General features: G+C 46.8%; 21 protein-coding genes. All 21 read right to left on the reverse strand.

Going from position 1 to position 19,894, the window contains the following annotated elements; all coding sequences use genetic code 11:
- Nucleotides 1–6: 6 nt before the first annotated feature.
- A complete protein-coding gene (locus BLR88_RS06645; protein WP_057898108.1) occupies nt 7–1,149 on the reverse strand; it encodes an acyl-CoA dehydrogenase in 1,143 nt (380 codons plus the stop codon).
- A 215-nt stretch (nt 1,150–1,364) separates the two neighbouring features.
- The gene (locus BLR88_RS06650; protein ID WP_057898107.1) at nt 1,365–2,222 is read right to left on the reverse strand and encodes a hypothetical protein; all 858 of its coding nucleotides are present in this window, start codon (nt 2,220–2,222) and stop codon (nt 1,365–1,367) included.
- Nucleotides 2,223–2,324: 102 nt separating this feature from the next.
- Nucleotides 2,325–3,452 carry an RNA polymerase sigma factor RpoD gene (rpoD, locus tag BLR88_RS06655; protein ID WP_057898106.1) on the reverse strand — a complete coding sequence of 376 codons (1,128 nt, stop codon included), beginning with the start codon at nt 3,450–3,452 and terminating at the stop codon, nt 2,325–2,327.
- Nucleotides 3,453–3,489: 37 nt separating this feature from the next.
- Complete coding sequence (gene dnaG, locus BLR88_RS06660) at nt 3,490–5,313, reverse strand: DNA primase (protein ID WP_091260258.1); 1,824 nt, start codon at nt 5,311–5,313, stop codon at nt 3,490–3,492.
- 78 nt (nt 5,314–5,391) lie between these two features.
- Nucleotides 5,392–5,856 (reverse strand): YaiI/YqxD family protein, encoded by a 465-nt coding sequence (locus BLR88_RS06665; RefSeq protein WP_057898104.1) that lies wholly within the window; start codon nt 5,854–5,856, stop codon nt 5,392–5,394.
- 178 nt (nt 5,857–6,034) lie between these two features.
- Nucleotides 6,035–6,865, reverse strand: a complete 831-nt coding sequence (locus BLR88_RS06670; RefSeq protein ID WP_057898103.1) for a pyruvate, water dikinase regulatory protein — start codon at nt 6,863–6,865, stop codon at nt 6,035–6,037.
- A 13-nt stretch (nt 6,866–6,878) separates the two neighbouring features.
- Nucleotides 6,879–7,520 carry a helix-turn-helix transcriptional regulator gene (locus tag BLR88_RS06675; RefSeq protein ID WP_057898102.1) on the reverse strand — a complete coding sequence of 214 codons (642 nt, stop codon included), beginning with the start codon at nt 7,518–7,520 and terminating at the stop codon, nt 6,879–6,881.
- Between the two features lie 199 nt (nt 7,521–7,719).
- A complete protein-coding gene (glyS, locus tag BLR88_RS06680; protein ID WP_057898101.1) occupies nt 7,720–9,795 on the reverse strand; it encodes a glycine--tRNA ligase subunit beta in 2,076 nt (691 codons plus the stop codon).
- A 4-nt stretch (nt 9,796–9,799) separates the two neighbouring features.
- Nucleotides 9,800–10,675, reverse strand: coding sequence for a glycine--tRNA ligase subunit alpha (glyQ, locus tag BLR88_RS06685; protein ID WP_057898100.1), 876 nt, complete (start codon nt 10,673–10,675; stop codon nt 9,800–9,802).
- Between the two features lie 455 nt (nt 10,676–11,130).
- Nucleotides 11,131–11,898 (reverse strand): DNA repair protein RecO, encoded by a 768-nt coding sequence (recO, locus tag BLR88_RS06690; RefSeq protein WP_091260260.1) that lies wholly within the window; start codon nt 11,896–11,898, stop codon nt 11,131–11,133.
- Nucleotides 11,899–11,926: 28 nt separating this feature from the next.
- The gene (locus tag BLR88_RS18955) at nt 11,927–12,082 is read right to left on the reverse strand and encodes a YqzL family protein (protein ID WP_139184931.1); all 156 of its coding nucleotides are present in this window, start codon (nt 12,080–12,082) and stop codon (nt 11,927–11,929) included.
- Nucleotides 12,083–12,193: 111 nt separating this feature from the next.
- Entirely contained in the window at nt 12,194–13,102 is a 909-nt protein-coding gene (era, locus tag BLR88_RS06700; RefSeq protein ID WP_057898098.1) for a GTPase Era, read from the reverse strand.
- The gene (gene cdd / locus BLR88_RS06705; RefSeq protein WP_057900255.1) at nt 13,095–13,493 is read right to left on the reverse strand and encodes a cytidine deaminase; all 399 of its coding nucleotides are present in this window, start codon (nt 13,491–13,493) and stop codon (nt 13,095–13,097) included. Before cdd ends, era begins: the two co-directional genes overlap by 8 nt.
- Nucleotides 13,493–14,002: a diacylglycerol kinase family protein gene (locus tag BLR88_RS06710; RefSeq protein WP_091260263.1), complete on the reverse strand. Its 510-nt coding sequence runs from the start codon at nt 14,000–14,002 to the stop codon at nt 13,493–13,495. The genes cdd and BLR88_RS06710 overlap by 1 nt, the downstream gene beginning before the upstream one ends.
- A gap of 10 nt (nt 14,003–14,012) precedes the next feature.
- Nucleotides 14,013–14,495: an rRNA maturation RNase YbeY gene (gene ybeY, locus BLR88_RS06715; RefSeq protein ID WP_057898097.1), complete on the reverse strand. Its 483-nt coding sequence runs from the start codon at nt 14,493–14,495 to the stop codon at nt 14,013–14,015.
- The gene (locus tag BLR88_RS06720) at nt 14,492–16,615 is read right to left on the reverse strand and encodes an HD family phosphohydrolase (RefSeq protein WP_057898096.1); all 2,124 of its coding nucleotides are present in this window, start codon (nt 16,613–16,615) and stop codon (nt 14,492–14,494) included. The genes ybeY and BLR88_RS06720 overlap by 4 nt, the downstream gene beginning before the upstream one ends.
- Nucleotides 16,616–16,630: 15 nt before the next feature.
- A complete protein-coding gene (locus tag BLR88_RS06725) occupies nt 16,631–17,602 on the reverse strand; it encodes a PhoH family protein (RefSeq protein ID WP_057898095.1) in 972 nt (323 codons plus the stop codon).
- 6 nt (nt 17,603–17,608) lie between these two features.
- The gene (yqfD, locus tag BLR88_RS06730; RefSeq protein ID WP_057898094.1) at nt 17,609–18,793 is read right to left on the reverse strand and encodes a sporulation protein YqfD; all 1,185 of its coding nucleotides are present in this window, start codon (nt 18,791–18,793) and stop codon (nt 17,609–17,611) included.
- Nucleotides 18,794–18,810: 17 nt separating this feature from the next.
- Nucleotides 18,811–19,092 carry a sporulation protein YqfC gene (gene yqfC / locus BLR88_RS06735; RefSeq protein ID WP_057898093.1) on the reverse strand — a complete coding sequence of 94 codons (282 nt, stop codon included), beginning with the start codon at nt 19,090–19,092 and terminating at the stop codon, nt 18,811–18,813.
- A 151-nt stretch (nt 19,093–19,243) separates the two neighbouring features.
- A complete protein-coding gene (locus BLR88_RS06740; RefSeq protein ID WP_057898092.1) occupies nt 19,244–19,687 on the reverse strand; it encodes a GatB/YqeY domain-containing protein in 444 nt (147 codons plus the stop codon).
- 12 nt (nt 19,688–19,699) lie between these two features.
- Entirely contained in the window at nt 19,700–19,873 is a 174-nt protein-coding gene (rpsU, locus tag BLR88_RS06745) for a 30S ribosomal protein S21 (RefSeq protein ID WP_057898091.1), read from the reverse strand.
- Nucleotides 19,874–19,894: the final 21 nt, after the last annotated feature.

The following is a 19,894-nucleotide window of genomic DNA, read 5'->3' on the forward strand; positions in this document are numbered from 1 at the left end:
GTTTAATTATCTGCAGCCAATTTCGCGAGAGATAACCATGCGCAACACTTCAGAAGTCCCTTCTCCGATTTCAAGTAATTTAGCATCGCGGAAGAAGCGTTCAACCTTATACTCTCTCATATAGCCGTTTCCGCCGTGGATTTGAATCGCCTGGTCACATACCCGCATGCACATCTCCGAGGCGAACAGCTTCGCCATAGCGGCCTCTTTCGTGAATTTACGCCCTTGATCCTTAAGCCATGCTGCTTTGTATACCATGTTGCGCGCTAGCTCAATATTCATCGCCATATCAGCTAACTTAAACTGAATCGCCTGAAACTTGGACAGTGTCTGTCCGAATTGCACCCGCTCTTTGGCGTAGGCAAGCGCTTTTTCGTACGCTCCCTGCGCAATGCCGACCGCCATCGCGCCAATGCCAATGCGCCCGCCATCCAGCACAGCAAGAAACTGTTTGAAACCGTTTCCTTCCACACCGAGAATATTTTCGTGCGGAACGCGTACATCTTCTAAAAACAGTTGGGTTGTATTGGACGCGTGTAAGCCCATCTTTTCGTAATCCGCCACAACAGAAAAGCCTTTGGCGTCCGTAGGCACAATAAAGGCAGTAATGCCGCTTGTGCCTTTGCTTTTATCGGTAACAGCAGTGAGCGCAAGTGCTTTGGCATAACTAGCATTGGTAATGTAGCATTTAGAGCCGTTAAGCACCCACTCATCGCCATCTCTGACGGCTATGGTCCGTGTTCCGCCCGCATCAGAGCCTGCTTGCGGCTCAGTAAGGCCGAACGCGCCCAAGTATTCACCTCGTGCAAGCGGCGTTAAATATTTTTGCTTTTGTTCGTGGGTACCAAACATATTAATCGGCGCGCCGCCAAGCGAAATATGGGCTGAGTAAGTAATGCCTGTGGAGGCGCATACGCGACTCAATTCTTCTACGACGATGGCGAAACTAATGGTATCGGCGCCCGCTCCGCCGTACTCTTCTGGAAACGGAAGCCCCATCAAATCCAACTTCGCCATTTTTTTGAACACTTCAAGTGGAAATTCTCCCGTTTTATCTCTTTCATCTGCGCCAGATTCCACCTCTCCTTCCGCAAAGTCGCGGATTACATTTTTAATCATCCGTTGTTCCTCAGTGAGGTTAAATTCCATGCTCTCCCCAACCTTTCATCAACTATGATTGAGCGCTAGCTCATAATTGTGAACCTAAAAATAAAAACGTTTACATTTCTAATTTATCTTATTTTTCATAATTATAATTATATTTTTTTATTCTACATTTTACTAAGGTTTCCTGCTAACGTTTTCAATTATTTAAGAAAATCGTTAAAAAAAAGCCGGTTTTAGAAAACCGGACAAATACGTGGTTAGTGAAGAGAATACCGATCGCCAAACCAAGGCCACCAGAAATTTTTAAGCGAGAGGAGAAGGAAAGAGGCAATAAATATTTTGAGGTAAAAGAAAGAAAGCAACAAATCTTTGTCAGTCGACGCAATAAACAAAGTGGCGATCTCAGCGCCAAAAAGAGCAAGGATTCCATTAAAAAAAAGGACGGCCGATGTGCGCTGTTGACGGCGTTTCCAGAGCAATCCAAAAGTAAGAAGCAGCATCGCAACCGGAATCCAAAATGCTTCCATTCGCCACCAGGTGAATTGATCGTATACTTCGCAATACGTTATCCATCCGTAAATTCCCTGAAATCCGAGCAACGCGCAAAAAGAAAAGTAACGCTTGCCTGCTGTAATACCGACGATATACCAAATCAGGCAAGAAGCTGCTACATATGAAATAATCTCCATCGCTCCGTATCCATAAAATCCCAGTACATATACCCCACCGAGCGCGAGCAAAACGGAAGCCAATCCGAGAAATACATGACTCGAGACCTTCTGCCGCTTAACAAATCCCAAAATATAAAAAAACAGTGTCAAAAATCCAATCAGCGCCATTTGCATTGTCAAAGTAAAATCGGTAAAATGAAAAGCAAGATAGAATAACACAATAATGAACAAAGCGATGCCTGCCCATTTTGCCTCCGGTTTTGGAACGGAGAATATCGGAAGCGCTTCGAAAGTTACAGTAGTCTCGTTGCGTGTATGTTTAGCGGCGGCCTCGCCTTCCGTATACAGATTAAGCAAAAAATCGCAATACTGGCGAGGCAAAAGATTGTTTGTGCGCCAATACTCAATTTCGGACGTAATTATTTTCTTTTTCTGCTCATTCATCGAACTTCACCTCTCATGCTAATCTGTATCTGCGAGAAGAAAAAAGAAAAAGCCTACGCAGTTCATGCGGCGCAGGCTATCTGCAATCAATAGCGCAAAGGATTATTCTAAGAAGTCTTTCAAACGTTTGCTACGGCTTGGATGACGAAGCTTGCGCAGCGCTTTCGCTTCAATTTGGCGAATCCTTTCTCTTGTCACGCCGAAAACTTTGCCTACTTCTTCGAGTGTGCGAGTTCTGCCGTCGTCTAGTCCGAAGCGTAAACGAAGCACATTTTCTTCCCGTTCGGTCAGCGTGTCAAGCACGTCTTCTAATTGCTCTTTCAGCAATTCGTAAGCGGCAGCATCGGACGGCGCCAGAGCATCTTGATCCTCAATAAAGTCGCCTAGGTGGGAATCATCTTCTTCTCCAATCGGGGTTTCCAGCGAAACAGGTTCCTGTGCGATTTTCATGATTTCCCGAACTTTCTCTGGCGTAAGATCCATCTTTTCGGCGATTTCCTCAGGGGTAGGCTCACGTCCCAGTTCCTGTAATAGCTGGCGAGAAACACGAATTAATTTATTAATGGTTTCCACCATGTGAACCGGAATACGAATAGTACGCGCTTGATCCGCAATCGCTCGTGTAATGGCTTGTCGGATCCACCATGTGGCGTACGTACTAAACTTATAACCTTTCTGGTAATCAAATTTTTCAACCGCTTTAATAAGACCCATATTTCCTTCTTGGATCAGGTCAAGGAACAGCATGCCTCTTCCCACGTAGCGCTTGGCAATGCTGACAACAAGACGCAGGTTAGCTTCTGCAAGACGGCGTTTCGCTTCTTCGTCACCTTGTTCAATCCGCTTCGCCAGTTCAATTTCTTCTTCCGCTGACAAAAGCGGCACTCGGCCAATTTCTTTTAGATACATACGAACAGGATCATTAATTTTTACCCCTGGCGGTACAGATAAATCGTCGAAATTGTAGTCTTCGTGATCTTCACTGTCATCCTGCGGTATAATATCATCGTGATCATCATCTTCTGATTCGTTAATTACTTCAATCCCTTGATCATTGAGGTATTCAAAGAATTCGTCGATCTGATCCGAATCCTGATCAAAGGTGGCCAAGCGTTCCATAATTTCTTTGTAGGTGAGTACTCCCCTTTTTTTTCCTTGTTCAACAAGTTGCTCTTTCACTTGCTCAAGATTCTGTTCCATTTCTGGTTTGCTCTCTGTTTTCTTGGCCATGGTGTTCCCTCCTTCCGGCGCTCTTATCTTTCTTTACTTATTTTAAAGCTCGTTTCAACGGGATGAGTTCCAGACTGATTCGGACTGCTTCCGCTGTGTTTCCCATACGTTCGTATTTCAGCTTTTCCTTTTCCAGCTTTTCTATTTGCATACGCTTTGAGTTTTTTATCACATGCTCCATATAATCTTCCAATATGCGTGGAGACATCAGGTGCGCCTGCACATCTATAGTGGCAAGCTCAGCGGCCTTCTCCACCAGCCGTTTCTCGTCCTGCAGATACGAAATGAACCGGGCCACATCTGGCTCATATCCTTCCGCATAATAGCGATAGAGATGAGCCGCGAGCGCAGCGTGGTCTTCAATGGCAAAGTCAGCGCCGACTTTCGCCTGTACCTGCTCCGCAATTTCCGCACTATGCATCATCAGTACAAGCAAATATTGCTCCGATTTAATGTAGGCGGGCAGCATCGGTTTTTCGGCAACATATCTACTACTATCTATACTATTATTCCATCCATCTTTGAGATTATCCCTGTTTCCTGCCTTTTTTTGCTGTTTAAAAATCTTTCTTTGCTCCTGTTTTATCGCATCGAGCGAAAGGTGAAATTCATCGGCCAATTGACGCAAGTAATGATCCCTTTCCACCGCGCTCGGCAAACGGGATATTTCTTCAAGCGCTTCATGAATGAATTTCATCCGCTCCGTCTCATCGTTCAATGCGTAACGCGAACGGATAACCTGCAAACGGTATGAAGGTAACGAAAAAGCATTTAGCAAAATTTCCTGCTTAAATTTCTCTCCGCCGTGTTGCCGAATATAATCGTCCGGATCCATACCTTTCGGCATCTGCGCCACTTTTACGGTGCAACCCGCGGCAACGAGCAAATCCGCCCCTTTAAACGCCGCTTCAATTCCAGCCTGATCCGAATCATAGCAGAGAATCACACTTTCCGCATTGCGACGAATCAGCCGCGCCTGCTGTTCGGTAAGCGAAGTGCCAAGCGAAGCGATCCCGTTATGCACTCCGGCTTGCCAGGCAGAAATTACATCGACGTATCCTTCAAACAATATGGCTTCCTGTTGCCTGCGAATATGCGCCCGGGCACGATGCAGATTGAAAAGCAATTGGCTTTTGTTGAAAAGAGGAGTCTCTGGACTGTTTAAATACTTGGGCTGTTCATCCCCCAGCGTACGGGCACCAAACGCAACCACCCGTCCCTGAGAATCATGAATCGGGAACATGACCCGTCCCCGGAACCGATCGAATGGTCGGCTGTTTTTGTCTTTTCGGCTCAATAATCCCGCTTCTTCCATCAGAGACAGTGAAAAGCCGCGCTTCTCAAGAAAGTGAGTGATAAAATCCCAGCTTTCCAGGCTGTATCCGAGCCCAAACTCCTCAATTGTAGCAAGTTGCATCTGTCTGTTCAAGAGATAGTTTCGTGCTCGGCTCCCGTGATCCGTATTTAGCAAAAGGTGATGATATAATTTCGCCACAAGGTCGTGAGCGGCCAGCATGCTTTCTTTCCTTTTGCGGGCTTTCTCATTCTCGGATGTGCCTTCTTCTCTCGGTATATCGATCCCTACGCGCTGGGCCAGATTGTGCACCGCTTCCGGAAATTCGAGACCCTCTATTTTCATAATGAAAGAAAACACATTGCCGGACTCACCGCATCCGTAGCAACGAAAAATCTGTTTGTCAGGATGTACAGCGAATGAAGGACTTTTCTCAGAATGAAACGGGCAAAGCCCAAAGTAGTTGCGCCCGGTCTTCTTTAGATGAACATATTGCCCAACAACATCCATAATGTCATTCTGCGCACGCACCTGCTCGATGACATCTTCAGGAATTCTTCCTGCCATGCTCCTCACCTGTACTTCCTATCTTGGCCTTCTTGGTTACTAAAAAGGCAACGGAATAATAATATTCGTCAAAACCTCTTAAATTCCTTCTTCGTTGCACAAAAGTTTTCGTAGATTTTGTCGAAAACACTCGACTTCGTTAGTAGTCAACGGACGCAGCCCTTTCAGCCTTTTCCCGGCTTTAGCCGTTTGCCGCGAAATGTGACGGTTCATAAGCAGAAAAGAGATATTATCTCCAGTATACCCTTTTCCTCTTGTTCCCAACGCTAGACATCCTTTTCCCAAGGCAAGGCAGGCCAACCCATAGTCATCGGTAATAATCAGATCGCCTGCTTTCACACCATTGATAATATACATATCAACGGATTGATAACTGGCATCCACGAAAATCACGCGGGCCAGCGGATGTGACAACGACAAATAGTGGTTATACGAAGAGACAAAAATGACCGTGATTTGCTTCTGCTCAGCCTCTTGAAGAATGACATCTTTCACCGGACAGGCATCAGCATCAACCCATATTTCAGGCTTTATTTTATTCATATCCGTAGTATTCTACATGAATGTTTTTTTTCCTGCACAAAAAATATAGTTTGTCAATTTCGAAAGTTGTCGAAAGTAAAGAAAATGAAGAGAAAGCATATGTTGCTTTGTCATCGTAAAGCAACATATACTTTCTTATGCGACAAAAAAACGCAGCATGAAGGCTGCGCTTTCGCTTTTATTTTTTTATTCCGTTGCGCCGAATGATTTCCATGATAATATTGGCTGTTTCTTCAACGGCTTTGTTCGAGACATCGATGACGGGACAACCAACTCTCTCTATAATTTTGCTTGAATATTCAAGCTCCTGCTTAATACGCTCCATGCTTGCATAGTTGGCTTCCGGCGTAAGACCAAGCGATTTTAGACGCTCGGTACGAATCATATTTAGCTGATCCGCATTAATCGTCAAACCGATGCACCGTTCACTTGGAACAAGAAATAATTCTTCCGGTGGTTCGACTTCCGGCACGAGCGGAACGTTGGCGACTTTCAATCTCTTGTTGGCTAAATACATCGACAACGGTGTTTTGGATGTGCGGGATACGCCAATAAGAATAACATCAGCCCGCAGAATACCGCGCGGGTCACGACCATCATCGTATTTCACAGCAAACTCAATCGCCTCAACTTTGCGGAAATAATCTTCATCAAGCTGGCGAACAAGTCCGGGCTTATTGTTCGGCTCTTTGTTCAAATACATCTGTAGCGCGTCTACCATTGGGCTCATAATATCGACGGCTACCACATTTTCTTCGGCCGCCTTCCGCTTAATGTGTGCTTTGAGCGTGGGAATAACAAGTGTATAAGCGATAATTGCCTTTGATTCAGCAGCAGCCCGGATAATTTCATTCAATGTCCCTTCATCTTCTATGTAAGGAAACTTACGAATTTGCACAGACTGCCCCGCGAATTGGGTGGCTGCAGCCCTTACTACAAATTCGGCCGTTTCACCGACGGAATCGGAAACAACATAAACGGTTGCATCATGTAGAAATGTAGGAAACATGGTTCCTCCTTTGCTATACGTTTATTTCATTGCCCAGCTCCACAAATCCCCGAGTAATCGTTGTTTTCGTCACACGGCCCACCACTTCATACGCATTTTTTCCCGCGTCTTTTGCCGGTCGCACAACCGGAAGGGAGTCAATCTGATAATCAATTAATTTTTTGGCCGCGTCCAACAGGCTATCTTCTGGCGTACAGATAATGATATTAGGCATCCGCGTCATAATAATGCTAACCGGCATATCTTCAAGGTTCTGCTTGCCCAGCGCAGCCCTAAGCAAATCCTTGCGGGAGACAACTCCCGCCAGATGTCCCTTGCCGTTTACAACAAACAAGGTCCCCACATCTTCAAGAAACAAGGTGCATATCGCGTCATATACAGAGCTAGATTCTTTAATAATAATAGGCGGGGCTTTATAGTCTTTCACAATTTTACGACTGACTTCTTCTTTAATCAACTGATTGCTGTCTTTTCCGGTATAAAAATATCCGACTCTTGGCCGTGCATCCAAAAATCCGGCCATGGTCAAAATCGCCAAATCGGGACGCAACGTAGCACGCGTAAGCGACAAACGTTCAGCGATTTGTTCACCTGTAATCGGCCCTTCATTTTTAACAATTTCAATAATATGTTCCTGACGTTTCGTGAGTTCTATGACCGCTCACCTCCTATTTCGGAGATCAATCATGACATACTAATCGTACACTTCTCTACATATAGTATATACTATATAATCCTAAACACGTCCTGCAAGTAATTTTTCGTTAAGAACAAAAAAGGCGCAGAGCGCGCGGCGCTTTTTCACATAATGAAAAACCGAGACGTCTTCTGCACCTTTCTTTCTTGTTTGATTTTTACGCAAAAACAATCTTGCTAAAGTCGGCAAACGCAAAGACGAACGTCGCGATAGAAGCTAAAAGCGCCAGACGATTCGTTTTTATTTTTTCATCTTCTACCATAACCATAACATGGTCAAAGAATGCGTCGATAACAGCTTTTAATTCTCCTATGCGGCTTAAGACCTTGTCAAACTTACGCGCGTCAAGCAGTGCTTCCGCTTCATGCTTGATGGTCTGGAACGCCGTCCATAGTTCACGTTCTTCGCGCGTTTCAAATAGATCCGGATTTACTTCTTTCGTCTCCGCTTTCTGTGCAAGGTTGTTCACCCGGTTAAACGATTCAACGATGCCTTTGAATTCTTCTTCATCGACCTGTGCCATCAGTGCTTCCGCCCGTTCTACCACATCAGTCACACGGGTCGAGTCGGCGCTGAGCACCGCGTCGATCACATCATAACGTACGTGCTGTTCTTGCAGCAAGTTTTTCAGACGCAGCGCAAAAAATTCACGCAAATCCTGCTTAATCTCTTCTTTATCGCGCTTTAACAACGATTTTCCATCAAGAATCGACAGCGCTATATCAAACAGTTCCTCAAGCGAAATGTGAAGCTCTTTGTCAAGCAGAATTTGCACAATACCGGCAGCCTGGCGGCGCAAAGCGTACGGATCCTGCGAACCAGTCGGCACGATTCCAATAGCGAAGCAGCCGACAATCGTATCGAGCTTGTCGGCGATACTCAACACAGCTCCTTCGTTCGTGGTCGGCAAACTGTCTCCGGCAAAACGCGGAAGATAGTGTTCAAAAATCGCACGGGCTACGATCGCGTCCTCACCAGCGAGACGAGCATAGCGCTCCCCCATAATTCCCTGTAGTTCCGGAAATTCGTATACCATTTGCGTGACAAGATCAAACTTGCTGATAGCCGCTGCGCGCGCCAGTTTTTCCTTTTCTACAGCAGATAGTTCCACTTTGGTGGCGATTTCGTCTGAAGCTTCCTGAATGCGGCGAATTTTATCACCAATGGTGCCTAGTTCTTCGTGGAATACAACACTTTCTAGGCGTACCACCGCATCTTCAATTTTCAGCTTTTGGTCTTCCTGATAAAAGAAACGGGCATCAGATAAACGGGCGCGCAGCACTTTTTCGTTGCCGCGAGCTACTGTCTCAAGCGCGCGTTCATCTCCATTGCGAACAGTTACAAAGTGCGGCAAAAGCTCACCTTTATCATTTTGTACCGGGAAATACCGCTGATGCTCGCGCATCGATGTCACAAGCACTTCCTGTGGAATTTCCAAGAACTCTTTCTCAAAGCTTCCCGACAAAACGGTCGGATATTCCACAAGATGGATAACCTCGTCCAGCAGCCCCTCGTCAATCGGCACGTTCCAGCCTTTTTCGGATTCCAGTGCTTTAATTTGCGAAAGAATGCGTTGCTTCCTTTCTTCGGGATCGGCTAGCACATATTGCTCGGCGAGGGCGCTCGCGTAATCTTCCGGCTTTTCAAGCTTTACGGCTTGGCCCAAGAAGCGGTGACCCTGCGTTTCATTGCTTGAGCGAATGCCGGCAATAACCATCGGAATGACGTCGGAACCGAACATCGCGACAATCCAGCGAATCGGGCGGACAAAACGCAGGTCATATGCACCCCAGCGCATATTTTTCGGGAAAGAAAGGCCGGTAATGATTTCAGCAAGCTGAGGCAAAAGTTCCGCCGTCGGCTGTCCCGCTTGGTGTCTGCGGGCGAATACATATTCGGCGCCACCCACCTCTTTTACATACAGATCGTTCGGAGTTAAACCTTTGCCGCGGGCAAAACCGAGCGCAGCTTTTGTCCATTCGCCATTTTCGTCCATCGCGATTTTTTTCGCTGGCCCGCGCAACTCCTCATTGATGTCCTCCTGCTGTTCGCTCACGTCTTTAATCATCACCGCGAAGCGGCGCGGAGTTTCAAAGCTCTTCACTTCGCCGTAGGAAATACGGTTATGATTCAACCATTTTTCCACTTTTTCTTTCAATTGTTCGCACGCGCCGGCAACAAAGCGGGCCGGCATTTCTTCTGTACCAATCTCAAGCAATAGCGTCCTGCTCATTCGCTTAAACCTCCTTCTTCAACATCGGGAACCCGAGCTCTTCCCGCACATGATAATACGTCTGCGCCACTTCGCGGGCCAGATTGCGCACCCGGGCGATATAACCCGTGCGCTCCGTTACACTAATGGCCCCGCGCGCGTCGAGCAAGTTGAATGTATGCGAACATTTCAGCACATAGTCATACGCCGGAAACACCAGCTTTTGCTCCATGCAGCGCTTCGCTTCCGCCTCGTATGTGCTGAATAGATCAAATAACATTTTTGCATCCGATACTTCGAACGTATATTTGGAATGTTCATATTCGGCTTGTTTAAATACGTCACCGTATGTGTAGCCGTTTACCCACTCCAAATCAAACACGTTTTCCTTGTCCTGAATGTAGGAAGCGAGACGTTCAAGACCGTATGTAATCTCGACCGCCACCGGGTTACAATCAATGCCGCCTACTTGCTGAAAATACGTAAATTGTGTGATTTCCATGCCATCAAGCCATACTTCCCAGCCAAGCCCCCAGGCGCCCAGCGTTGGGGCTTCCCAGTTATCCTCCACAAAACGGATATCATGCTCCAAAGGATCAATGCCAAGCTCTTTTAGACTTTCCAGATACAATTCCTGAATATTATCTGGCGATGGCTTCATAATCACTTGAAATTGATGGTGCTGATACAGGCGGTTCGGGTTTTCGCCGTAACGTCCGTCCGCCGGACGACGGGAAGGCTCCACATATGCTACGTTCCACGGCTCCGGACCGATAGAACGCAGGAATGTCATTGGGCTCATCGTACCCGCGCCTTTTTCAACGTCATACGGTTGGACGATGATACAATTTTGCTTTGCCCAAAAGTTCTGCAATGACAAAATAATATCCTGGAAATTCATGATTCGTACCTCTTTTCTTCTATAAAAATTGATATCATGAAGATGGAAAAACAACGTATGGCACACACCTCGCGAGTGTTTCCTCGTTTACGAATAGAGCGAAAGGATATGTTACTTTATCACTATAAAGCAACATATGCTTTCTTATACCAAAATAAAAAGCTCCCGTCTCTATGCAGTATGAGAAATCATACAACATAGGGACGGGAGTCACTCCCGCGGTTCCACCCTATTTGATCGGCTGAATAAGAGAAAAGTTAGAATATATAAGCCGATCCACTCTTACATATAAACACGCTCAGAAGTGCCGTTCACCAGTGTTTGCCGCCGGGCTTACACCATCCCCGACTCGCTATGAGGCCCCCTGTCTGGTTACTCCTCTCCATCATTGCGCGACGTTTATAGCTATCAATTTTGTAGATAAATATAAACATTTTTGAGGTCATTGTCAACTCTCATTCTATATTCTGGTCTGCAAAGCCAAGCTGGTCTATTTGATCGAGAAAGCGACGCGATTTCAAATATAGCCCCGTGCAGTCTTCAAGAAATGCGTACAATATACGGCGCAACTGTCGCTTCGTTTCCAGTTTGACCCGGACGTTACCAAGCTGCGGCATGTTCATTTGCTGTAGCAGGCGCAAAATTTTTACCGTGCCAGGGCTGGCAACGATAAGCGAAGGGTCATCTTCTCGTTGACAGGACTGGCAAATAAAACCACCTTCCTGAATGCTGACGAAAAATGGGGCATCCTTCGTTCCGCAATTCATACAAGCATGAAATTGAGGCCGACACCCGGTCACGTAGAGCATTTTTATTTCGAACAGACGTGCGATGATTTCAGGATCTTTGCCTTCCTCCATCCACTTTAGGGCATACAGCATCATCTCGAATAAATATTGGTTTGGCTCTTTATCCTCGGTTAGACGATCCAGCAATTCCGCTAAGTATACCGCATACGCCGTTTTTACTAAATCTCCGCGGATGGCACGGAACGAATTCAACAGATCTCCCTGCTGAAGCGAACCCATGCCTGAGCCGATTTGATAAAGAAAATAGCCGTACGTAAAAAGCTGCGATACGGCTGTAAAGCGACTTTTCGATTTTTTTGCACCACGGGCCATCAGGCTAATCTTACCGGCCTCACGCGTATAAACAGTCAAAATTTTGTTCGCTTCCCCATAATCGGTGGTGCGGACAACGATTCCTTCCGCTTTTCCAATCATTCCTTCATTCCCCTCTGCTGGCGCTATTCTATACTTCCGTAAGAGAAGGCTGATCTACACCAGCGATGTTCTCAGGCTCTGTAAGCTCTTCCAGGAATAAAGCATCGTCATGCTCCGTATACAGCAAGTAGGCATCAATACTACCTGTCTGGGCAAAATAATGCCAATAAAAGTCTTTGAGCATTTGTATCCATCCTTTCGGAGAAGATAAGCAAAGCATGAGTGACGAAACTTTATTCTTATCATAACCCGGTGCCGCATGCGCTATCCGTTGGAACATTTACCAGAAAACCGATTACTCTTCATCATAAAACCCGAAGTTTCTGAACAGATTCTCCTGATTGCGCCAATCTTTTTTTACCTTAATCCACAAATTGAGATATACTTTTGTCCCAAGCAAACGCTCGATATCCTCACGTGCCCGCATGCCGATTTCTTTTAGCATGGAGCCTTTCTTACCAACCAAAATGCCTTTTTGCGAAGGTCTTTCCGTATAAATTGTAGCATAAATGTCGACAAGATTCTCATTATCCTCACGCGGTTTCATTTGTTCAATTACCACAGCGATGGAATGCGGCACTTCCTCACGGGTTAAATGCAGGATTTTTTCGCGAATAAGCTCCGCAACAACAAACCGCTCCGGGTGATCTGTAATTTGATCCGCCGGATAGTATTGCGGACCTTCCGGCAGCCGCTCAAGCAACTGTTCCATTAAGCGGTTTACATTGTTGCCAAGCAACGCGGAAACCGGCACGATTTCCACAAACTCATACTTCTCCTTGTATTGATCAATAAACGGAAGCAATTCGTCCGGGTGCACTTTGTCGATTTTATTGATAACCAAATATACAGGAGTTTTGACTTGTTTAAGCTTCTCGATAATATACTCGTCGCCCGGCCCGAATGTTTCCGACGCGTCGACGAGAAACAAAATCATATCCACTTCACGTAGCGCGTTTTCCACTGTACGGTTCATATAGTTGCCGAGCTTTGATTTCGGTTTGTGCACGCCCGGCGTATCGATGAAAATAATCTGCCCTTCTTCCGATGTGTAGACGGCGCGGATTTTATTCCTCGTCGTCTGGGGTTTATCTGACATAATCGCAACCTTTTGTCCAACGATGTAGTTCATCAGTGTTGATTTCCCGACATTCGGGCGACCAACAATAGCAACAAATCCTGACTTGTATCCTTTTTTATCCATTCAAATCCTCCTGGTTAAATGCTCCTGGCAGCAGTTCCGCTACCGTTACGACTTTTATCTCTCCTTTTATGTTACTCATAATTACTTCCATCTGCGGCGGGCACAATTCGAAAATCACCTGACGACATGCCCCACAGGGTGAACAGGGTCCTGGCGTATCCGCGACGACGGCCAGCCGCTCGAATTCATGGTCACCTTCCGCGTACGCGGCAAACAAAGCGGTTCTTTCCGCGCAATTGCACACTGAATAAGCAGCATTCTCAATATTACACCCGTGATACACCTTGCCGTCTTTTGTCAAAAGCGCGGCCCCAACTTTAAAATTGGAATACGGCGTATACGCTTTTTCACGCGCCTTGAGCGCTTCCTGTACAAGAGCTTGATTATCCATCATCGGTCATCCTCCTTTTTTTCCGGGCGAAAAATCTGGGCCACAAGCCACAGTACAAAGATATACATGCCTGCGACCGTGAGAAAAAACGCAGCGCTATCCCGATCCCTTATATGGATCATTCTCCTTTCCCCATTCTGTATAAACTGCCACAAAGGTTCAAAAAAAACATATACTCCTACAAGTATGGAAAGGATGGCGGCGAACAGCACGGCGCCCGCAGACGCATCCTTGGCGACTTTGGCCAAAGGGTGGCGCTTCTCGCCCACCACCAAATCGACGGTTTTTTCAATTGCAGTATTTACCGTCTCCAAAATTAGCACAAGAAAAACAGAAAAAAAGACCAGCAAAACATCCCCTTTCGGGACAGCCAAAAACCATCCCAAAAAGAGCACAAGCAACGCCATGACAACATGGATTTGCATGTTTCGCTGAGTCTTCACAGTATAGCATATTCCACGGGTAGCATGGCCCAAGCTTCGCTTTAATCGCTGCCATTCATTTCTCATCCGCATGCACCTAGTCGCGCGTGAGACGCACCCGATTCAAAATTTCTTCCTGCCGCCCGAACATTTCTTTTTCCTGCTCTTTTGTCTCGTGGTCATAGCCAAGCAAGTGCAAAAAGCCATGGACGGCAAGAAACCCCATTTCCCGTTCAAAAGAATGACCGTATTCTTCGGCTTGCTCCTTCGCTTTCGGTACAGAAATAATAATATCTCCAAGCATATTTGGCATCTCTTCCATGTCTTCGCCAAGGAAAATCTCCATCTCGTCTTCCCCTGTCTCGTTCATCGCAAACGAAAGTACGTCGGTCGGACGATCAATACCCCGGTATTCCCGGTTCAGCTCGTGGATGCGTTCATTGCCAACAAACGTGACGGTTACTTCCCCATCCACTTCTTCCACACGGGCTGCCTCTGTAAGCGCCCGGCTCACAAGATCAAGCACATTTTCCGGTACTTTCGGAACATATTCCTGGATAAATTCGATCTCTATACTCATGCTTGGTTCACCGCCGCCTGTTTATCGTCCGGATACTCAATCCGGTTGTGGAAAAAGCCATGCAATGTCTCGCAAATCGTGCGCGTAATGATCTCCAGTTCTTGCATCGTCAAATCACATTCGTTAAACTGCCCATCTTCCAAACGGTCTGCAATAATCCGGCGCACAAGCTGCTCGATCCGCTCTGGTGTCGGCCTGGAAAGCGAACGAACAGCTGCTTCAACACTATCGCAAATGCCGACAATCGCCGTCTCCCTTGTCTGTGCTTTCGGTCCCGGGTACCGGTATTCTGACTCAAGCACCGACGCGTCAGACATTTTCGCCGCTTTATGGTAGAAATACTTCAAAAGCGTCGTACCATGGTGTTGCTGTGCAAAATCAATAATTTGCTTCGGCAGTTTATGCTCCTCAAGCATGCGTACACCATCCTCCACATGTGCGATAATAATGCGCTTGCTAAGCGCCGGGGATAACGTATCATGCGGATTATCACGATTCATCTGATTTTCAATGAAGAAGTGCGGACGCTTCATTTTGCCGACATCGTGATAATACGCTCCGACACGTGCCAAAAGCCCATTTGCGCCCACCGCTTCGCATGCCGCTTCCGACAGGTTTGCCACCATCATACTATGATGATACGTTCCTGGCGTCTCCATTAACAGACGACGCAAAAGCGGTTGGTTTGGATTGGATAGCTCAAGCAAGCGCATCGGAGATAAAATGCCAAACATCCCTTCAAAAAACGGCAGAAAGCCGATCGTCAACACAGCCGCCAGCACACCACTCAGGGCGCCAAATGCATATGCATTAACAAGTTCACGCCATGTCACCGTGGAAGAGACGAGCAGGTACAGCGCGGAAATAATCGCTATATTTACCATCGAAACGATAAATCCCGCCTGCAAAATCCGCGACCGCTTCGTCGCTTTGCCGAGCGAGTACGCCCCTGCCACTCCGCTTAAAAATCCGTAGAACAAATAGCGAAAATCCACAGGTAGTAAGCTCTCATAATTGAACACGATGCCGGCTACAAACGCGAATAATAGGCTGCAAACGACCGCAAGCTGCGTATCCAGCAAAATTGCGATAAGCATGGAGCCGAGCGCAACCGGCACCCCGTAGCCCGGCGAGAAAAAATCGACCGTCTGGCCCGCACTTATAATTTTCATAACCAGAATGTTTAAGAAAATAATGAGTGAAAACATTAGAATGTGCGTATTGTTTTTATACACATTCCGGTGCGCTTGTGCCATATACATCGCAAGAAAAGCAACGAAAAACGTGACAAACAGCGCAAGCCCGAGAAGCGGACGTTTGCTTGCATTTTGCTCCAGTAACCCCGCCGCATCCAGCTTTCGGTACACTTCCTCAGAGATATACTGATCCTTTTCTACCAGCACTTCTCCCTTATAGATCATGACTGGCTTTACGGAACGGCGAACGGATTCTTTAAGGGCGTTGGTCGCCTCCTCATCGATTGTCAGGTTCGGCACAATGCTCGCCATCGCGACCTCTCTCACTACTTTACGCACCTTGCTATCAAGATCCGCAAGTACGATCTGCTGATTTACTCGCTGCTGTACAAGTTCCGGGTTCGACGTAACTTTTTCATCGACCCCTTTCTGCATAATTGAAATAACAACCTTGTTCGTTTCTTGGGCCGCTGCATGTAATGCCGGAACCGGCAGCGTCAGAAGCGCCTGCAACGTTTCTGCTGACAGGGCAAACGGAACGTTTTCTTTGAATTCTTTCAGTCGGGCTTCCGGTGTTAACTCCTGCTTCGCTTGCAATTCGCCCGCTTTTTTGAAAATATAAGTGACCAGTTTTACCTGATGGGTCGTAATGTTATCGTTGCGCGAGTAGACTGGTTGCACTTCGCTAGCCGCCTTGGTCCGCGCCTGCTCGGTCGCCTCAGTGTCTTCCACCGTCACCGGGGCGGTCAGCGTAACATCGCTTACCGTATTTACACGCAAATCAAACGTTTTGGGCAGTACATCCCCCATAAGGGGGAAATAAACCATTAACCCGAGAAGAACAAACAGCAACCGGCGAATGGTCGCACTTGTCTTCCACGATTCGGGAACAAAAAGATGCAGCCGCCTTAGTCTCCATTTCATATCATACAACCCCTTTTAGCGAGATTCCTCGTCCTCCTGTTCATAGGCGGTAATAATCTTCTGCACCAGCGGGTGACGAACCACGTCCATTCCGGTTAAACGCACAAAGGAAATCCCGTCGATTCCTTCAATCTTTCGACACGCGTCCTGCAAGCCAGATTTCTTTCCGCGCGGCAAGTCCACCTGAGTCACATCTCCAGTAATGACCATTTTCGAGCCAAAACCAAGGCGCGTCAAAAACATTTTCATTTGTTCGGGTGTTGTGTTCTGTGCTTCATCGAGAATGATAAACGAATCGTCAAGCGTGCGGCCCCGCATATATGCCAGCGGCGCGACTTCAATAATGCCCCGTTCCATATACTTCATCATATTTTCTGTGCCCAGCAAATCCTGGAGCGCATCATACAGCGGCCGCAAATATGGATCCACTTTCTCCTGTAAATCTCCTGGCAAAAATCCGAGATTTTCTCCCGCCTCCACAGCCGGGCGGGTCAACACAATCCGCTTTACTCTGTTGGCCTTGAGCGCATTCACAGCCATCACGACCGCAAGGTACGTTTTACCCGTACCGGCTGGGCCAATGCCAAACACGATATCATTTTTCTTGATCGCGGTAATGTAGTGGCGCTGTCCAATCGTTTTGACGCGGATTTGCTTTCCCTTTACCGACGTAGCGATCGGTTGATCATATAGCTCCATTAATTCTTCAAGCGCGTCTTCCTTAGACAGTTGAATCGCATACAACACATCCTGCAAGGATAGCTTTACACCACGGCGCAATAGGGATGACAGCACTTTAAGCAGACGCACATTACGATCCACTTCCTGCGGCAAGCCGGAGATGGTAATTTCCTCACTTCGAGCGAAAATGTGCGCAGGCGTGGCATTTTCGATTTCTTTCAAGTACGAATCGTGCGGGCCGAATAGTAAGCTGGCTTCTTCCGCACTCTCAAGACGTATCGTTTTGCTTGTCTCTTCTACGTGCAAAAGACCTCATTCTCCTTCGTAAGTAATAGGCTGTTCAGCTGCGATATCTTCAACTACGACAAAATAAATCTTCATATAAACTTTACCATTGTCTTGCTTCTCGTGCAAAACTTTTTCCGTCTTGACATACCCTCCTTTTTTTAGACGTTTTTCTAAATTCTCGCGTGCATATTTTTTTCCGATTTCTATTGCTTCCTTTTCTGTCAGGCTCACTTCAATCATTTGGCGTTGCCGAATGATCTCTTTTTTTACACCGAGCGGCAAGGCCGCTTTTCCGATTGTAAGCCAGCTTGTATCTTCCGTTTTGGTGGATTGGGCATACGGCTCGGCAGTGAACCCCTGGATTTTGACGGCATGTTTTCCAAACATAAGATAGCGGTTCGTATAGCTTTCCCCGGTTAATACGAGGCGCTTTTGTTTCAGAGGAACCATAACGGTCGATTCATACCACGTCTCCCCTTCCACCCGACCTGTCGCCGGTACGAGCACCGTTTGTTCCCCGTCACCCAACACGCCGGAGATAAGAATGTCTCCCGGCTTCACCAAATCATTCGGCCGCACCATCTGGCGCCCTTTTTCAGCGAAAATAGAATGCACAATCGCTTTCTTTGTAGCGATAATATGACGCGGCCCGAAATTTTCCTTCTTTTCGGGCAATACTTTTTCGACAACGCGGATAAGCGCTGTCGTGCCTTTCATTTCAAAACCGATCCAAGAAGCTTGCGGAATTTTCTTCATTAGTTCTCGCTGCATTTGCTCGGCGGAAGGCAGACGAAAAATTAGCGCGCCGCGTTTAATCCCAAACTGTTCGGCCACCTGCTTTATCTGCTGAGAAGAAATTTTTTCATTGCCAATCACTTGCACACTCCATACTACGTTAGACAGGAAGTAAATTCCTATAAAGAAAATAAGCACGCCCGCGACGAACATAGAGCGCGTCCACATTTTGTGCAACAAAAAAGGAAAACCGACGCGTCGGACAATATAAATCCGGCATCCGGTTTCTTTTAAAAACGGCCTGAGCTGATAGAAACTTTCGAGAGGAATGCTCAAATAAGCTTCCTCTGCACTCCGGCGGATATCCCAAACATAGATGCCTTGTCCGACAATGCGGTTCAAAAAACGCTCAAGGCGTTTGCCGCGCACTTTAAGAACAAGGTATCCTTTAAGCCAGCTTCCCCCTTGATTCATACCCGTCTCCCCTTTCCCTATTCATCAAGAAACACGACTTGGTGAATGGTTCCTTCTACAAGCACTTCCTCCTGCAATATCATGCGAATGATCAAGTTCTTCCCCCGGATTAAGAGCTGTCCTTTCGTTAAAAGCAAGCGGAGTTCCTGATTGCTGAACCAAAGGACTCCGCGATGGTTTTCAATATACATCTGCAGTTGGCCAATCATGGTAATGCGCGGCATTTCCATCGTTAAGTCCTGCGGCACATCCAGCACACCGGTAGCAATCCGCCGCCATTTTTCGCTCCATTTTTTCACCCGAAAGGCCCCCCTTTTCCGCATCCGGACCTAAAAGAAAGATGCATAGTCTCTACCTTCACGATATGCGTAAAAGACAAAGAATATGAAGACGGAAAACGCAAAAACCCCGCATGCGTAATGCATGCGGGGTCATGATCCATCGCTACATTTAAGATAAAGATTCCTGAACAATTTTATTGACCAAGCTTCCGTCGGCGCGCCCTTTCACTTTTGGCATAAGTGCGCCCATAACTTTACCCATGTCTTTCTTCGAAGAAGCACCGGTTTGCTCAATCGCTTCCTTAACGAGCGTACGAATTTCATCTTCGCTTAATTGTTCAGGCATATATTCCATCAATATTTTAATTTCATCACGCGCGGATGTTGCAAGGTCGTCACGACCAGCTTTTTCGAATTCTTGGAGGGAATCGCGTCTTTGCTTCAGCTCACGAGTCAAGACAGTAAGCACTTCATCGTCAGACAGTTCTTTGCCCTGATTAATCTCCTCGTTTTTAATCGCGGATTTCACCAGGCGGATGACGGAAAGTTTGAGCTTGTCTTTATCTTTCATCGCTTGCTTCATGTCATTTGTCAGACGATCGATGAGTCTCATTAATTATTCCTCCTAAAACTTGCGCTTACGAGCCGCCTCGGACTTCTTCTTGCGTTTGATGCTCGGCTTCTCATAGTGTCTACGCTTTTTCAGTTCCGCAAGAACGCCGTCCTTGGAGCAGTCACGCTTGAATCGACGCAGCGCTTGGTCTAACGACTCATTTTTACGTACACGAACTTCTGCCATTTATTTCCCCTCCCTCCGCCT

This window comes from Aneurinibacillus thermoaerophilus (assembly GCF_900099925.1).
Lineage (GTDB): Bacteria > Bacillota > Bacilli > Aneurinibacillales > Aneurinibacillaceae > Aneurinibacillus > Aneurinibacillus thermoaerophilus.

Bases quoted from the DNA above. Each gene is read 5' to 3' on its own strand.
- BLR88_RS06645 (WP_057898108.1), bottom strand. From the start codon at position 1,149: ATGGAATTTAACCTCACTGAGGAACAACGGATGATTAAAAATGTAATC.
- BLR88_RS06650 (WP_057898107.1), bottom strand. From the start codon at position 2,222: ATGAATGAGCAGAAAAAGAAAATAATTACGTCCGAAATTGAGTATTGG.
- rpoD (WP_057898106.1), bottom strand. From the start codon at position 3,452: ATGGCCAAGAAAACAGAGAGCAAACCAGAAATGGAACAGAATCTTGAG.
- dnaG (WP_091260258.1), bottom strand. From the start codon at position 5,313: ATGGCAGGAAGAATTCCTGAAGATGTCATCGAGCAGGTGCGTGCGCAG.
- BLR88_RS06665 (WP_057898104.1), bottom strand. From the start codon at position 5,856: ATGAATAAAATAAAGCCTGAAATATGGGTTGATGCTGATGCCTGTCCG.
- BLR88_RS06670 (WP_057898103.1), bottom strand. From the start codon at position 6,865: ATGTTTCCTACATTTCTACATGATGCAACCGTTTATGTTGTTTCCGAT.
- glyS (WP_057898101.1), bottom strand. From the start codon at position 9,795: ATGAGCAGGACGCTATTGCTTGAGATTGGTACAGAAGAAATGCCGGCC.
- glyQ (WP_057898100.1), bottom strand. From the start codon at position 10,675: ATGAATTTCCAGGATATTATTTTGTCATTGCAGAACTTTTGGGCAAAG.
- recO (WP_091260260.1), bottom strand. From the start codon at position 11,898: ATGATTGGAAAAGCGGAAGGAATCGTTGTCCGCACCACCGATTATGGG.
- BLR88_RS18955 (WP_139184931.1), bottom strand. From the start codon at position 12,082: ATGCTCAAAGACTTTTATTGGCATTATTTTGCCCAGACAGGTAGTATT.
- era (WP_057898098.1), bottom strand. From the start codon at position 13,102: ATGGATAAAAAAGGATACAAGTCAGGATTTGTTGCTATTGTTGGTCGC.
- cdd (WP_057900255.1), bottom strand. From the start codon at position 13,493: ATGGATAATCAAGCTCTTGTACAGGAAGCGCTCAAGGCGCGTGAAAAA.
- BLR88_RS06710 (WP_091260263.1), bottom strand. From the start codon at position 14,002: ATGAGAAATGAATGGCAGCGATTAAAGCGAAGCTTGGGCCATGCTACC.
- ybeY (WP_057898097.1), bottom strand. From the start codon at position 14,495: ATGAGTATAGAGATCGAATTTATCCAGGAATATGTTCCGAAAGTACCG.
- BLR88_RS06720 (WP_057898096.1), bottom strand. From the start codon at position 16,615: ATGAAATGGAGACTAAGGCGGCTGCATCTTTTTGTTCCCGAATCGTGG.
- yqfD (WP_057898094.1), bottom strand. From the start codon at position 18,793: ATGAATCAAGGGGGAAGCTGGCTTAAAGGATACCTTGTTCTTAAAGTG.
- BLR88_RS06740 (WP_057898092.1), bottom strand. From the start codon at position 19,687: ATGAGACTCATCGATCGTCTGACAAATGACATGAAGCAAGCGATGAAA.
- rpsU (WP_057898091.1), bottom strand. From the start codon at position 19,873: ATGGCAGAAGTTCGTGTACGTAAAAATGAGTCGTTAGACCAAGCGCTG.